The organism is Kitasatospora sp. NE20-6, assembly GCF_045862635.1.
Genome location: NZ_BPRL01000023.1, coordinates 18176 through 32468, shown reverse-complemented (window position 1 = coordinate 32468; position 14293 = coordinate 18176). Strand labels below are relative to the sequence as shown.

Annotated in this window: 13 protein-coding genes; 3 read left to right on the top strand and 10 right to left on the bottom strand. The window is 75.5% G+C overall.

The features are described from left to right. Nucleotides 1–47 precede the first annotated feature (47 nt). Nucleotides 48–1253: an MFS transporter gene (locus SNE206_RS19585; protein ID WP_407914711.1), complete on the bottom strand. Its 1206-nt coding sequence runs from the start codon at nucleotides 1251–1253 to the stop codon at nucleotides 48–50. 166 nt (nucleotides 1254–1419) lie between these two features. Next, entirely contained in the window at nucleotides 1420–3318 is a 1899-nt protein-coding gene (locus SNE206_RS19580; protein ID WP_407914710.1) for an FUSC family protein, read from the bottom strand. A 190-nt stretch (nucleotides 3319–3508) separates the two neighbouring features. On the opposite strand from SNE206_RS19580, the gene SNE206_RS19575 reads away from it, so the two are divergent. Further along, nucleotides 3509–3859, top strand: coding sequence for a DUF805 domain-containing protein (locus SNE206_RS19575; RefSeq protein WP_407914769.1), 351 nt, complete (start codon nucleotides 3509–3511; stop codon nucleotides 3857–3859). Between the two features lie 413 nt (nucleotides 3860–4272). Further along, nucleotides 4273–4551, top strand: a complete 279-nt coding sequence (locus tag SNE206_RS19570) for an acylphosphatase (RefSeq protein ID WP_407914709.1) — start codon at nucleotides 4273–4275, stop codon at nucleotides 4549–4551. A 106-nt stretch (nucleotides 4552–4657) separates the two neighbouring features. Here SNE206_RS19570 and SNE206_RS19565 read toward each other — a convergent pair whose 3' ends face one another. Both SNE206_RS19565 and SNE206_RS19560 read right to left on the bottom strand, forming a co-directional pair. Beyond that, a complete protein-coding gene (locus SNE206_RS19565; RefSeq protein WP_407914708.1) occupies nucleotides 4658–5464 on the bottom strand; it encodes a RimK family alpha-L-glutamate ligase in 807 nt (268 codons plus the stop codon). Beyond that, the gene (locus tag SNE206_RS19560) at nucleotides 5461–6351 is read right to left on the bottom strand and encodes a RimK family alpha-L-glutamate ligase (protein WP_407914707.1); all 891 of its coding nucleotides are present in this window, start codon (nucleotides 6349–6351) and stop codon (nucleotides 5461–5463) included. Before SNE206_RS19560 ends, SNE206_RS19565 begins: the two co-directional genes overlap by 4 nt. Before the next feature lie 387 nt (nucleotides 6352–6738). Between SNE206_RS19560 and SNE206_RS19555 the strand changes: the two genes are divergently transcribed. Next, entirely contained in the window at nucleotides 6739–7476 is a 738-nt protein-coding gene (locus tag SNE206_RS19555; protein WP_407914706.1) for an AAA family ATPase, read from the top strand. A gap of 105 nt (nucleotides 7477–7581) precedes the next feature. Here SNE206_RS19555 and SNE206_RS19550 read toward each other — a convergent pair whose 3' ends face one another. The 6 genes from SNE206_RS19550 to pstC form a co-directional block, all read right to left on the bottom strand. Continuing rightward, nucleotides 7582–8007, bottom strand: a complete 426-nt coding sequence (locus SNE206_RS19550) for a hypothetical protein (protein WP_407914705.1) — start codon at nucleotides 8005–8007, stop codon at nucleotides 7582–7584. 159 nt (nucleotides 8008–8166) lie between these two features. Beyond that, a complete protein-coding gene (locus SNE206_RS19545; protein WP_407914704.1) occupies nucleotides 8167–9060 on the bottom strand; it encodes a phosphate ABC transporter ATP-binding protein in 894 nt (297 codons plus the stop codon). A 31-nt stretch (nucleotides 9061–9091) separates the two neighbouring features. After that, the gene (locus SNE206_RS19540) at nucleotides 9092–9865 is read right to left on the bottom strand and encodes a sortase (protein WP_407914703.1); all 774 of its coding nucleotides are present in this window, start codon (nucleotides 9863–9865) and stop codon (nucleotides 9092–9094) included. Between the two features lie 188 nt (nucleotides 9866–10053). Beyond that, on the bottom strand, nucleotides 10054–11739 hold the full coding sequence (locus SNE206_RS19535) for a substrate-binding domain-containing protein (protein WP_407914702.1): 1686 nt from the start codon (nucleotides 11737–11739) through the stop codon (nucleotides 10054–10056). A gap of 28 nt (nucleotides 11740–11767) precedes the next feature. Further along, a complete protein-coding gene (gene pstA, locus SNE206_RS19530) occupies nucleotides 11768–13045 on the bottom strand; it encodes a phosphate ABC transporter permease PstA (RefSeq protein WP_407914701.1) in 1278 nt (425 codons plus the stop codon). Between the two features lie 128 nt (nucleotides 13046–13173). Then, the gene (gene pstC, locus SNE206_RS19525; RefSeq protein ID WP_407914700.1) at nucleotides 13174–14259 is read right to left on the bottom strand and encodes a phosphate ABC transporter permease subunit PstC; all 1086 of its coding nucleotides are present in this window, start codon (nucleotides 14257–14259) and stop codon (nucleotides 13174–13176) included. Nucleotides 14260–14293: the final 34 nt, after the last annotated feature.

The following is a 14293-nucleotide window of genomic DNA, read 5'->3' as shown; positions in this document are numbered from 1 at the left end:
CGGTCCACGGGCCGGTGCCGCGGTCCGCAGCGGTCCGCGGGCCGGTGTCAGTGCACGGGCTGGTGCCGGGGCTCCCCGGCGGACCCGGCGACGACCGCGGACGGTTCGCCGGACCGCCGGTCGACCACCCAGGAGACCGTGGCGATCAGGCAGCCCGCGAGGGCGAGTGCCGCGCCGACGAGGGTGGGCGAGGTCCAGCCGAACCCGGCGCTCAGGGCGAGGCCGCCGAGGAAGGCGCCCTGGGCGTTGCCCAGGTTGAACGCGCCCTGCACGGTCGCCGAGGCGAGCGTCGGCGCGTTCCTGGCCTTCTGGAGGACGAGGGTCTGCACGGTCGGCACGACGGCGAACCCGGCGATGCCGATCATCACGACGGTCAGCGCGGCCGACCACTTCGCGTGCGCGGTCACCGCGAAGAGGCCGAGCATGAGGGCCATCAGCAGGAACGCCGCGCAGATGCTCGGCCGCAGCGCCCGGTCGGCCGCGTAGCCGCCCACCACGTTGCCGATCGTCATGCCGACGCCGAAGAGCGCCAGGACGACCGTCACCGAGCTCTCCGCGAAGCCGGAGACCTCGGTGAGGGTGGGGGTGATGTAGCTGTAGCAGGCGAAGAGCCCGGCGCAGCCGATCACCACGGTGGCCAGCGCCAGCCAGAGCTGGCCGCTGCGGAACGCGGACAGTTCGTGGCGCAGGCCGGCCTGCGGATGGCTCGGCAGGTGCGGGACGAGCCGGGCGATCGCGGCGGCGCCGAGCGCGCCGATCAGGACGACCACGAGCATCGCGGCGCGCCAGCCGAGCTGCTGCCCGAGCAGGGTGGCTGCGGGCACGCCGAGGATGTTGGCGACGGTCAGGCCGGAGAACATCACGGACACGGCGCGGGCGCGCTTGTCCGGGGCGGCGAGTTCGGCGGCGGCGACCGCCCCGGCGCCGAAGAACGCGCCGTGCGGCAGGCCGGTGACGAGCCGGGCGACGGCCAGGAACGCGAAGTTCGGGGCGACGGCGCAGAGCAGGTTGCCGACGGTGAAGAGGACGGTGAGGCCGATCAGCACGGTCTTGCGCGGCATCCGGGCGCAGACCGCGGTGAGCAGCGGTGCCCCGATGACGACGCCGATCGCGTACAGGGCGATGAGCCAGCCGGCCTGCGGGATGGAGACGTGCAGGCCGCCGGCGATCTGCGGCAGCAGGCCCATCGCGGCGAACTCGGTGGTGCCGATGGCGAAGGCGGTGACGGCGAGGGCGACGAGCGCCAGTGGCATGGGGAGGCTCCGTGGGTGGCCCGTCGTGGTGGCGGGTGCGCTGGTGCGACGGGCGGTCGCCGCTGACCGCCGGAGGATGCCCGCCGGTCCGTGGGACGTGGTGGGGATCGGACGGGTTCGTACAGAATTCTACCAACAGGTGCCGGGCCGTCCCGGCCGGGGCGGGTCACGCGGCGGTGGTGAGGTCCCGGATGCGGTGCAGCTCGGTGACGATGTCGTTGAGGGTCCGGCAGTCGGCGGGCAGGGCACCGAACGCGGGGTCCGCGGCCGCCGGGCCGCCGCGGTGGTCGAGCGCGTCGGCGACGGCGTCCAGGGCCTCGGTGACCTGACGCGCCGCCGGTCCGTCGGGACGGGACGCACCGTGTTCCAGGCGGACGGCGCACGCGGTGGCGGCGTCCACGATCCGTTCCGCACCGGCGGTGACGCGCAGCCAGTCGCGGGCGTGCCCGGTGCGGAGCTCGACCGCCGCGGTCTCGGCGGCGGCCCGGGCCTCGGCGAGCGCCTGGTACGCGGCCCGCCGGAGGTCGGCCCGGTGGTCCTCGTCGGTGACGACGGTGTCGCCGGCGGCCAGCACGTGGTCGAGGTAGCGGCGGGTGTGCCGCAGGGCGTGCGCGGAGCGGTGGCCGACCCGGGCCCGGGTGTCGGCGAGCCTCGGCAGGTGCCCGACGAGCAGCACGAGCAGGCAGGCCGCGACGGTGTCGGCCAGCCGCGAGGGCGCCGCCTGCCGGTCGCCGCCGACGGAGACGAAGGTGAGCACGGTGACGGTGACGACCGCCGTCTGCAGGGCGAAGTGCCGCAGCGCGAAGGGGATGAGCGCCCCCAGGACGGTCACCGCGACGGCCGGCCACCAGCGGCCCGCCGCCCAGGCCGCGATCGGCACGAACGCCAGCACCCCGACGGCCGTGCCGGCGAACCGGCTGACGACCCGGGAGAAGAGCGGCCCGAAGTCGGGCTTCACCAGGAACGCGGCGGTGGCGGGCAGCCAGTACCAGTGCTCGGTGTGCAGCAGCAGGGCGACGGCGGTGCTGACGGTCACGCACGCCGCCACCCGCAGGCCGTACTCGCGGCCGGCCGGTCCGAACGGGTGCACCGCGGGGCGCCGCCGCAGCTGGGGGCCGGTGTGCGCGGGCGCCTGCGGGTCGGTGTGGAAGGCGAGCCCGGCGGCGAGGACGGCACGGTCGAAGGCGCTGCGGGCGGGGGTGTCGGAGACCGGGGCGGGCAGCGCCCCGGGCGCGCCGTCGCGGCGGACGGCGTCCGCGAGGCGGCGCGGGCCCTCGGCGATCCGGGGCGGGAGGGCGGTGCCCTCCCAGAGCAGGGCGACGCCCGCCTCGCACAGGGCGGCGGCGGTGGCCAGACGGCCGGCGAGGCGGTGGTCGGCGGTGCGGCGACGGCCGGGCAGGCGCAGCAGGGCGCGCAGCCGCAGGGCCTCGTCGGCGCGGTCGAGAGCGGCGGTGAGTGCCCGGCGGGCGGGCTCGGCCCGTGGTGTGCCGACGGCGTCGAGGGCGTCGGCGAGCGCGTCGTAGACGGCGGCGACGACGGCCCGTTCGCCCTGGCCCCGGCCGCCGGTGCGGCGGCGCAGCGTCAGGCGGAGCAGCAGGGGCCAGGCGGCACCGGCGAGGAAGACGAGTGCGGCGGACCAGCCGGGCACGGGCAGTTGCATGCCGCTGCCGACCGCGGTCAGCACGAGCAGTTGCATCCCGGCGAGCGACCAGACGGCCCCCGCGACGCTGACTGCGCCGGAGACGAGGCCCACCGCGGCCAGCACGGGCAGGGCCCACCAGCCGCCGGGCCGGCCGAGCAGCAGGCCGAGCGCGCCGCCGAGCGCGGGCACGGCGATCGAGACGGCGGCGCCGCGCCACGGGCCGGGGCGGTCGTTGATGCCGGCGAACATCGCCCCGAGTCCGGCCAGCACACCGGCCTGCGGACGGCCGGTGGCGAGGCACACGGCGAGCACCGGGCCCATCCCGAACGCCCCGCGTGCCATCGCCGCCCACGGGACGGGTCCGCGCTGCCAGCGCAGCGGGTGCAGCAGCCAGCCGGGTGCGGGATGCGGGGTCCGGGTCACGGTCCTCCTCGGTACGGGATCTTCCGGAAGTCTAGACGGGGAGTTTGTCCCGGTTGCTGCGGCACGGTTACGGAATCGTGTCCGGCGGCGCCCGGAAAGAGAAATTGACGACCGCTCATCTCCTTGACGCCACCTGGGGGCGTCAGTACATTCCCGGTACCCCATAGGCATGACAGCAAAGGCACGTGACGTGGACTGGTACCTGGCCGTTCTCAAGAATTACGCCGGATTCAGCGGCAGGGCCCGCCGCAAGGAATTCTGGATGTTCACGTTGATCAGCTTCGTGATCTCGGCCCTCCTCACCGGCATCGGTACGGCCCTGGACACCAACCTGCTGTCCGGCATCTACTCGCTGGCCATCCTGATCCCGTCGCTGGCCGTCCTCGTCCGCCGCCTGCACGACACCGGCCGCTCCGGCTGGTGGGTGCTGATCGCCCTGATCCCGATCATCGGCGCGATCACGCTGATCGTCTTCGCCGCGACCGAAGGCGACCAGGCGCCCAACGCCCACGGCGTGAACCCGAAGCTCGCCACGGCGTGAGCCCGGAACCCGCCGCGGCCCGGACCTGACGGCCGCGGACGCCCCGCGACGCCCGGCACCACCGCGCGACGCCCGGCCCGGAAGCCGCCCCACAGCGGCGCCTCCGGGCCGGGCGTTTTGCGTGGGTGTCCTCCCGGAGAATCCGCGGTGAATACCGGGCGGACCTCCCCGGAACTCCGGGACCATCTCCCGTCCCTTCCGTAACGCCCGGCACCCTTCCGTCATTCCGCCATTCCCGGACGGGATCCGGACGGGATCCGGGCAGGTTCCGGGCGGGTTCCGGAAGGCCGCCGGTCATTCACCCGCGGCCCGGCGTCCGCGGAATTCCGCCGACGGACCGTCACCACCGGCCGCCGGGGCGCGGGCGCGGCGCAGCGGCACGCCCGCGGGCCGGTGGGGTATACCTGGCGCTCGTGATGCGCAGGCGAGTGGTGGTGTCGGGTGTCGTCCAGGGAGTGTTCTTCCGGGACACCTGCCGGATGGAGGCCCGGGCGGGCGGGGTCGCCGGCTGGGTGCGGAACCTGCCCGACGGCCGGGTGGAGGCCGTCTTCGAAGGGCCGCCCGACGCGGTGGGGCGGATGCTCGACTGGTGCGGGCACGGCCCCCGGCAGGCCGTCGTCGAGGAGTGCACGGTCACCGAGGAGACCCCGGAAGGCCTGACCGGCTTCGAGGTCCGCCACACCCCGCGGTAGCCGCCCGGGGGCTCTCGCTACGGCGTCCGCGCCCTGCCGCTGCTCCGGTGCGCCCCACCGCTGCCGGCCCGTCCCCGCGCTCTCCGCGCAGCGGGCCCGCCGCGGCTCATCGGATCCGGGCGGGCGACCCGGCGCGGGCGAGGGCCAGCGCGGCGAGGGCCGCGGGGGCGCCCGCCTGGCCGCGGATGCCGGGGAAGGCGTTGACGTCGACGATCAGCGGGCCGTCCGGGGCGTCGAGCAGGTCGACGCCGTACACGTCGAGCCCGAAGGCCTCCCCGGCGGCGTGCGCGAGGCCGCGCCAGGCGGCGGGCAGGTCGGCGGCGGAGAGCGGCACCCGGGCGGCCGCCGGGCCGGCGGCGAGCTCGGAGCGGCGGCGCTCGGCGAAGACCTCCCCGTCGACGACCCAGAGCTTGACGTCCCAGCCGTCGGAGGGGGCGAGCGGCTGGACGACCACCGGTTCGTCCGGCCACGCGTCCGCGAGGCGGCGGGCGTCCGCCGGGCCGCGGACGGCGGCGACGAGGTCGCCGCGGCGGCTGTGCAGGCTCTTCACGACCAGCGGCCCGTCCGCGAGGAGGGCGGGGAGGTCGGCCGTGCCGGCCGTGCGGGTCGGCGCGAACGGCAGGCCGGCCGCGGCCGCCCGGTCGGCCATCTGCTGCCGGTGCTGGCAGAACGCGGTGGCGGCCACCCCGTTGACCACCGGCACGCCCGCGGCCTCCCACCACGCGGCACGGTCCAGCGCCGCCGGGGTACGCGCCTTGAGCAGGCACACGTCGGGCAGCCCGGGCGGCGGCGGACCGGTGGGGTGCTGGCTGTCGACCAGGTGCCCGGCGGCCCGGAGCAGGGCCGCCGTCGCGGCCAGCAGCGGGTGCGCGGCGTCCGCCGTGAGCAGCCGGACGTGCAGCGCGCCGCTCACGCGGCCCCGCCGATCACGGCCGGCACGGTGTGCCCGGCGGCCTGCGCGGGCACCGCCCCGACGGACGGCCAGGACGAACCCGAGCGGGCGAGGCGCAGCACGGCCCGCGCCACCGTGGAGACCGCGTGCGGCACCTGCCGGAAGCTCGGGAAGTCGTTGACGTCGACGACGACCGGGCCGTCCGGGCCGAGCAGGACGTCGACGCCGAAGAGGTCCAGCCCGAAGACCTCGCCGACCTGGGCGGCGACCGCGGCGACGGCCGGGGCCAGCGTCACCGGCCGCTCGCGGTGCGGGCGGCCGGGATGCAGCGGCGAGGTGCGCTCGGTGGCGAACAGCTCGCCGCCGGCGCTGTAGATCTTGAGGTCGGTCCCGCCGTTGGGCACGTACGGCTGCGCGATGAGCAGGCCCTCGCCGGCCAGCACCGCGCCGACGCGGGGCAGCAGGTCGGGGCGTTCGACGAGGTGCACGGCGCGGCCCGAGCTGCCGTCGGCGGGCTTGACGACCAGCGGGTAGTGGGCGTCGGGGATCCGCGCCAGGTCCTCCCAGCGCGCCGCGGCCCAGGTGAGCGGCACCGGCAGGCCCCGGTGGGCGGCGATGACCGCGGCCTGCGCCTTGTCGCGGACGGGACGGATCGCACGCGCGTCGTTGACGGTGGTCAGGCCGACGGCGGCGGCAGCCTCCAGCAGGCCGAGCCCGGGGCCGCCGGAGACGGTCTTCAGGACCCAGGCGTCGTGGTCGCCGGCGCGCACCAGCCCCCCGAGGTCGAGCAGGGAACTGCCCGGCCGCACCACGTCGACCTGGTGGCCCCAGTCCGTCAGCCGGCGCACCACGTCGAGCGGCATCCCGTCGTTGCGGTAGTGCTCTTCGACCAGGAAACAGAACCTCATGGACAACTCCCGTCCCCTCCCGTGCTGCCACGGCGTGTTCACAGCGCCCCAGAATGCCACGAACCATCGGGGCAAGATCACCCAAGTCGTCCCCGAACCGCTACGAACTCGTCACGGACAGCACCCCGTTCGCGCACGGACCGGCCGGACGGCCGGACCGGCGGCAGCGCCGGACGCCGCGTCACGAAGGTTGCGGGGTGAGGGATGTCACCGTCCTGTCCCGGATCCGTCCCGGCGGAACACAACCAGGTCACGGCCCGGAACGGCTCAGCACCGCGTCCGATGATCCCATTACTCTCACATGGTGAACCCTTGCCCTGTTCCGGGTAGGGGCCCCGGGACCGGAAGGAGGGGGCGGTGCACGAAACCGTCAGTACCGGACCCTTGATGACCACTGCCACCGGCACCACAGGGACGACCGCGGCCACCACCGCCGCCGGGCCGTTCGCCCGGCGGACCACCCCCGACGCACGGTGCCCCGACGCGGCGCACCAGGACGCAGTGCGCCCGGACGTACTGCACCCCGACGTACTGCACCCCGACGTACTGCGCCCCGACGGCCTGCACGACCTGCGCGGAGGCCCCGTGCCCGCCACGCTCCGCTACCCGCCGCAGGACCTCGTCGTCGTCACCGGCCTGCCCGGCAGCGGCAAGTCCACCCTGATGCGCCGCGCCGCCCGCGCCCGGGTCATCGACTCCCAGCAGGCCCGCGAACACTACGAGCAGGCCCTGCCGCCACGACTCCCGTACGCCCTCTACCGGCCGCTCGTCCGGCTGCACCACTACCGCGGCCTGCACCACGCCCTCCTCGCGGGCGGCCCGCTGGTCGTGCACGACTGCGGCACCCTGCCCTGGGTGCGGCGCCGGCTCGCCCGCACCGCCGCCCGGCAGGGCCGGCGGCTGCACCTCGTCGTCCTCGACGCCAGCCCCGAACAGGCCGCCCAGGGCCAGCGCGAACGCGGCCGCCGCGTCTCCGCCTACGCCTTCGCCCGGCACCGCCGGGCCACGGCCCGCCTGCACGCCGAACTCGCCGCGGCCGACGGCCCCGTCGCCGGCTGCGCCTCCACCGTCGTCCTCGACCAGGACGGCGCGCTGCGGCTGCAGGCCATCGACTTCGGCGGCTGACCGCCCCGGCCGCCCGGCCGTGCGGCACGGCCCGGCTCCGCAGCCCGGCTGCGCAGCCGGGCGCACCGGCGCGGCTCGGGCGTCAAGGGCTCAGGTCTCAGGGGCTCAGCAGGCGTCGCGCACGTACGCCTCGAAGCCGGCCGGCGAGTGCAGTTCCTCCCCCGCCCACACCTCGCCGGGCGCCATCCGGGCCAGGTCGTCGGCGGTGAAGTGCAGCACGGAGTAAGCGATGTCGGAACTCCTCAGATCCACCCACGCGCGCTCTCCCGCGGCGAGCGGTGGCAGGCTGTCGCCGGTGGACCGCCAGTCGGTCGGCGGATGGAACATCCGGATGTCCACGCGGCCGTGCGTGCCCTCCGGCGGCGTCAGGTGTGCCATGGAATCCGGGCCGACGAAGATCTCGACACGCTCGAAATCCGACCCGTCGCAGGACCGCAGCATGAGCACCGGCTCGCCGTCCTCCCCGACCCGGACACCGACGATGTCGCGTTGCGGTGGCGAGCACCCGGCCACCGGCAGCAGCACGAACATCACGACCGGCACCCACCGCAGCAGGCGCGTCCCCCGTCTCCCCATACCGACCAGCCTGCCCGGACGAGGTCTCCGCCGGGCGTCGCTCCGGACACGATCCGCCCCGTCCGCGGAGGCCCGCGGCCGGAAACCCTGGGCCAGGCACCGACCCCGATCCGCTCAGCCGAAGCGGCCGTTGACGTAGTCGGCAGTGCGCGGATCGACCGGGTCGGAGAACACCCGCTCCGTCGGGCCCGACTCGACGACCCGGCCGGGGCTGTCGTGACCCGCCAGGAAGAACGCACAGGACTGCGAAACCCGCTGCGCCTGCTGCATGTTGTGGGTCACGATGACGATCGTGAGCCGCCCGCGCAGCTCCGCGATGGTCTCCTCCACCCGCCGGGTGGAGGTCGGGTCGAGCGCCGAACAGGGCTCGTCCATCAGCAGGATCTCCGGCTGCACGGCCAGCGACCGGGCGATGCAGAGGCGTTGCTGCTGGCCGCCGGAGAGCGCACCACCGGGGGTGTACAGCCGTCCGCCGACCTCCGCCCACAGCCCGGCGCGCCGCAGGCTCGACTCGACGAGGTCGTCCCGCTCGGCCCGGCCGGTCCTGATTCCCGCCAGCTTCAGCCCGCTCACCACGTTGTCGTAGATCGTCATCGTGGGAAAGGGGTTGGGCCGCTGGAAGACCATGCCGATCCGCCGGCGCACCTCCGCCGGGCGCCGCCCGGGGGCGTAGACGTCGTCCTCGCCGAGCAGCACCCGGCCCGCGAGGGCGGCTCCCCGCACCATCTCGTGCATCCGGTTGAGGATCCGCAGGTACGTCGACTTGCCGCAGCCCGACGGGCCGATCAGCGCCGTCACCTCGCCCGCCCGCATCGTCAGCGACACCCGGTCGAGCACCTTCCGCTCGCCGAACCACGCCGACACCCCCTGGGTCTCCAGCCCGGAGGCCGACGGGCGCGGCCCGGCCGCGGCCGGCAGGACGGCGGTGTCGTCGTACGGCCCGGAGGCGAGGGCGGTGCCCCCGCCGGGCGGCAGAACCGCGGTGGCGGGGTCGGTCGCGTCGTTCATGGTGCGGTCCTTCCGGGAGCGTGCCAGGGGATCAGTACAGGTTGGGCAGCAGGGCGGCCGCGTTCTCGTAGACCGCCCACAGCAGGGCGGCCGGCACCGGCGCGAGGCTCGTCCAGGCCGCCGCGGCGTGCCAGCGGCGGACGGCCGCGGTGAGCACCGCGACCGAGCCGAGCAGCGCGAGCGCCCACAGCTGGAGCCCGCCCAGGGCGGCCGTGTCGGCGGCGAGCGCCCGTTCCTCGGCGGGCAGTGCGGGACGTCCGCCCGGGGCGGGCTGCGGTCCGCCCTCCAGCCGGGCGCCCACCAGCACCGTGCCGCCGGGCAGCACGCCCGGCCCGGCGGTGACGAGGACCAGCCGGTCGGCGGCGGTGTCCGCGATCGGGCGGTCTCCGTCGCCGAACGCGTTGACGGTGTAGGTGAAGGCGCCCTGGCCGGTGGTCACCTCGATCCGGTCGCCGGCCCGCAGCCGGGCGAGACCGGCGAACGGGGCGCCGAAGGCCGTGCCCCGGCCGAAGAGCACGCTCACCCCGTGCTGCCCGGGCAGCACCGTGTCGCGGCGGTGGCCCGGCCCCCGCATCAGGTCGCGGCCGGAAGTTCCCTCCACCACCACCGTGTCGCGCAGGCCGATCGCCGGGATGCCGATCACCGCCACCGGCGCGCCCGGGTCGGTGGGCCCGGTCGGGGCGACGGCGTTCGCGAGCCGGTCACGGAAGGTCTTGTACGCGGTGGACTGCACGTGCTGCTCCTGGAGGCCGGAGAGCGCGGTGACGTAGCCGGCGAAGCCGAGCAGCAGGGCAGCGGCCAGCACCGCGGCCCAGCCTGCCTGCACCGTCCGCCGGGCCGCCGCGGACCCGGGCGCCCGCCCCCGCGGAGGACCGGACGGAGGACCTGACGGAGGACCGGAGGGCGGCACGGCCGCGGGCGCCGGGCCCGGCGCCGGGCCGGACGCGGACGGCGGCGGAGTCCCCGTGCCGGGACGGGCCTGAACGGGCGCGGTCACCGGGCACCCCCCGCGGCCCGGCGGCGGCGCAGCCAGTGGCCGAGCAGCGGCGGCACCAGGACGACGCCGAGCAGTTCGAGCGCGGTGAGGGTGGAGAGCACCCAGTCCTCGGGCCGGCCGCCGATCGCGACGACGGAGGCGGGCACGGCCGCGCCGCCGCCGCTGCCGCCGCCGGTGCCGAGCGGCTCGCCGGTCTGCGGGTCGATCGCGGCCTGCCCGGGGTCGGTGCCCGCCGCGCCCGGGGCGGCCGTGCCGGTGCCCGTGCCGCCGGTGCCGGACGCCCCGCCGGCCGAGCCGCCGTTCGAACCGCCGGACGAGGAGGAGCCGCCGGCGTTCGCGGCGACGGCCGTACCGTTCTTCACCACGCAGTCCAGCGGCGCGCCCTGGCGGTCGCAGGGGCTCGGCTGCGGTGCGTTCTTCAGGACGGTCAGCTCGCCCGCGGCGTTGAACGTGGGGTTGGCGCAGTTGCGCAGCGAGTCCGGGTCGACCGGGGAGGCGTTGCCGGGGATGTGCCGGACCTGCAGCATGCCGCCGCGCACCAGGTTGCGCGGGATCGGCGAGTAACCGAGGTCGTCCGCCTCGCCCTGCCCCGCGCAGAGCACGTGCGAGATGAAGCGGCTGAGGGCGTTGCCCTTGGCGTCGGTGAAACGCGGCGGTACCGGCCGGGACGCCCCCGCGCGGGGCACGATCAGGTAGCTGTAGCTGGAGACCGGGTACGACCGCGGGTCGGTCATCGTGTAGACGCCGTCGAGGTTCTGCTGCAGGAAGTCCGGGTCGTTCGGCGAGGTGGAGTCGTCCACCCCCTTGATGCGGGCGGCGGTCAGCGCGACGGCGACGTTCGAGGCGGTCGGCAGGCTGTAGTACCCGGCGGGGTTGAGCACCTTGACGACGGGCCAGTTGCTGCGCTTGGCGAAGGCGTACTCGTCGTAGCCGATGGCGCCGAGGCCGGTCGGCGACTGCACGTAGCCGGCGACGACGTCCGAGCCGTTCTGGGCGACCATCCGGCCGGACGGCGGGAAGAACTCGGTGTAGTCGCCGCACGCGACGCCGTTGACCCGCGTGCAGTAGGCGTCCCACACGGAGCGGTGGGTGTGCTCCATCCAGCGGGTGAACTGGGCGGTGGCTCCGGAGCCGTCGGAGCGCACCACCGGCGTGATCGGCAGCTTCGGCAGGGCCCGCCCGTACTCGCGGGTGATCGCCGGGTCGTCCCACGAGGTGATCCGGTTGGTGAAGATGCCGACGAGGGTGTCCGGCGAGAGCCGCAGGTCGGTGACGCGCTTGCCGCCGACGACCAGGTTGTACATGAAGGCGGTGCCGCCCGCCGTGATCGGCACGTACGAGTAGCCGTACACCGGGTTCTCCGGCTGCCCGGCGCCGGAGCCCGCGCCGCCGCCCGAGACACCGCCGTCGGGCTTCGAGCGGAACGGCACGTCGGAGGCGGTGAAGTCGTCCTGGCCGATGGCCCACTGGTTGCGGCCCGCGGCGGAGCCGATCGGGTTGAAGTTGATCTGGATGCCCTGCGGGGCGACGTCCTGGCGCCACTGGTCGATCGCCGGCCCGGCCCAGCTGGAACCGTCGGCGTTGAGCGCGGTCGCGGCCTGCGCGGGCGCGGCGGCCGTCAGCAGGGTCAGGGCGGCCAGCAGCAGGGCGGCCGCCCGCCGCAGGGGCACGAGCCCGGTCATGGGGACTCCTTCAGGTGGTGGCGGCGCATCAGGCGGCCTTGGTTCCGGGTCGGGAGGCGCCGGGCCGGGGCCCGGTGGGCGGGTCGGCGGGCAGGTCGGCGGCGCGACGGGCGGCGCGGTCCGCCCGGGCCTGCCGGCGCCGCCGGAGCAGGGTCTGCCGGCCGGGCGGGCGGCCGCCGAGCACCCGGGCGAGGACGAAGAGCACCAGCACCACGGCCATCAGGGTGAGCGCGGCGGCGAACGCGCGCGCCACCATGTCCGGGTACGGCTGCTTGACGTAGTTCCAGATGTAGAGCGGCAGGCTGACCTGGTTGCCGTGCAGCGGGTCGAGGTTCATGCCCGCCGTGAAGCCCGAGGTGAGCAGCACCGGCGAGGTCTCGCCGACGCCGCGCGCCATGCCGAGCACGACGGCGGTCGTCAGCCCGGGCCGGGCGGTCGGCAGCACGACGTGCCACACGGTGCGCCACTGGCTCGCACCCAGCGCGTACGACGCCTCGCGCAGGGTGCCCGGCACCAGCCGGATCACCACCTCGGCGGCCCGGGTGACGATCGGCATCATCATCACGGTGAGCGCCAGCGAGGCCGCGAAGCCGCTCTTCTCCGCACCGAGCGTGAGGATCACCACGCCCAGCACGAACAGGCCCGCCACGATGGACGGCAGGGCGGTCATCGCCTCGACGAGGGTGCGGACCGGACGGGCCAGCCGGCCGCCCACCTCCGACATGAAGACCGCCGCGGCGATGCCCAGCGGCACGGCGAACAGCGTGGCGAGACCGAGCTGTTCGAGCGATCCGACCACCGCGTTCAGCGCGCCGCCGGAGGTGATCGGGGAGAGCGCGGCGGTGTGCTCCATCGTCTGCGTGAAGAAGTTGGCGTGCCGCGCCGCGTCGAGGCCGCGCACCAGGACGTAGCCGATCTGGTCGACGATCAGGCCGACGACCAGCAGCCCCGCGCTCCACGCCACCACGGCGACGACGCGCTCGCGGACGGTCTGCCCGTCCCACTGCAGCACGCCCACCACCGTGAACAGGCCGAGGAACAGGGCGTACCAGCAGAGCAGGAAGCCGAGGGCGCCGCTGAAGGGCAGCAGCCGCTCGTACAGCAGCCAGTCGAGGGCGAGCGCGCCCGCGGCGGCCGCGCACGGCGACCAGAGGTCGGCGGGCGCGAACCCCCCGAGCCTGACGCGCCGTTCGGGCTGCTCCGGGTCGGCGGCCGCCGGGTGGGCGGTCACCGGGCGCTCGGCACCAGGGAGTTCGGCATCCGGGGGTTCGGCCACCGGCGGTGCGGCGGGTGTGGCGGTGCTCATCTGGCGTCCTTCGGCTTCCTTCGTGGCGGAGCGGGCGGCGGGGCGGGCGGCGGCACGCGTGGACCGGTGCGGTGCGGGTGCGGGTGCGGTGCGGGGTGCGGTGCGGGCGGTGCGGGTGCGGCGGTGCGTCAGTCCGCCGTCGCGGCCCCGGAACGGGACCGGTTGATGACCACCCCGGCCGCGAGGTTGACCAGCAGGGTGAGGGCGAACAGCACCAGGCCGGCCGCCATCAGGGCGGACAGCGAGAGCGGGTCGGACTCGCCGAACCGCAGGGCGATCAGCGCGGAGATCGAGTTCGCGCCGTTCTCCAGGATGTGGCCGGTGACCTCGAACGACGGCGAGATGATCAGCGCGACGGCGATCGTCTCCCCCATCGCCCGGCCGAAGCCCAGCATCACCGCACCCACCACACCGCCCCGGCCGAACGGCAGCACCACCGTGCGGACCATCCCCCACCGGCTGCTGCCGAGCGCGTACGCCCCCTCCCGCTCGCCCTGCGGCGCCTGGGAGAACACCTCCCGGCTCAGCGAGGTGATGATCGGGATGATCATGAGCGAGACGACCACCCCGGCGATGAACGTCGACGAGGTGTACGAGGTGCCGATGTCACCGGTGCGCACCTCCAGGAACGGCACCGCCCCGCCCAGGTGCAGGGCCGTCCACCGGACGAGACCGACGATCCGCGGCTGCAGGAAGAACAGCCCCCACAGCCCGTACACGATGCTCGGGATCGCCGCCATGAGGTCGACCAGCGAGATCAGCACCGACCGCAGCCGCACCGGCGCGTACTCGGCGACGAAGACCGCCGCCGTGAGCGAGACGGGCACCGCGATGCAGAGCGCGACGAGCGCGATCAGCAGCCCCTGCGGCAGCACCGCGGCGATGCCGAAGCGGTGCGCGGCGGTCTGCCAGCGCTGCTCGGTGAAGAAGGACCAGCCGACCTCGCGCAGCGCCTCCGAACCGCGCAGCATCAGGAAGAACGCGATCAGCCCCATGATCAGGAAGACCGACAGGCCCGCGAGCCGCAGCACGCCGCGGAACACCCGGTCGCCCGCCGACGCCGGGGCGGCGATCGGGCGCGGCCGGTCGCCGCCGCCGGCCGGGGCCGCACCGGGCGGGACGCCGCCGGACGGGACGGCAGCAGGTGGAACGGCGCCGGGCGGGACGCCGTCGGACGGGACGGACGGACCGGCGGGTCGGACGTCGGATGCCATCGGGCAGGCTCTCTCCGTGGTCGGGGGTGGCTCG

Excerpts from the sequence above, each read along its gene's own strand:
- SNE206_RS19585 (WP_407914711.1), bottom strand. The coding sequence starts at position 1,253 with ATGCCACTGGCGCTCGTCGCCCTCGCCGTCACCGCCTTCGCCATCGGC.
- SNE206_RS19560 (WP_407914707.1), bottom strand. The coding sequence starts at position 6,351 with ATGAGGTTCTGTTTCCTGGTCGAAGAGCACTACCGCAACGACGGGATG.
- SNE206_RS19555 (WP_407914706.1), top strand. The coding sequence starts at position 6,739 with ATGACCACTGCCACCGGCACCACAGGGACGACCGCGGCCACCACCGCC.
- SNE206_RS19550 (WP_407914705.1), bottom strand. The coding sequence starts at position 8,007 with ATGTTCGTGCTGCTGCCGGTGGCCGGGTGCTCGCCACCGCAACGCGAC.
- SNE206_RS19545 (WP_407914704.1), bottom strand. The coding sequence starts at position 9,060 with ATGAACGACGCGACCGACCCCGCCACCGCGGTTCTGCCGCCCGGCGGG.
- SNE206_RS19535 (WP_407914702.1), bottom strand. The coding sequence starts at position 11,739 with ATGACCGGGCTCGTGCCCCTGCGGCGGGCGGCCGCCCTGCTGCTGGCC.
- pstA (WP_407914701.1), bottom strand. The coding sequence starts at position 13,045 with ATGAGCACCGCCACACCCGCCGCACCGCCGGTGGCCGAACCCCCGGAT.
- pstC (WP_407914700.1), bottom strand. The coding sequence starts at position 14,259 with ATGGCATCCGACGTCCGACCCGCCGGTCCGTCCGTCCCGTCCGACGGC.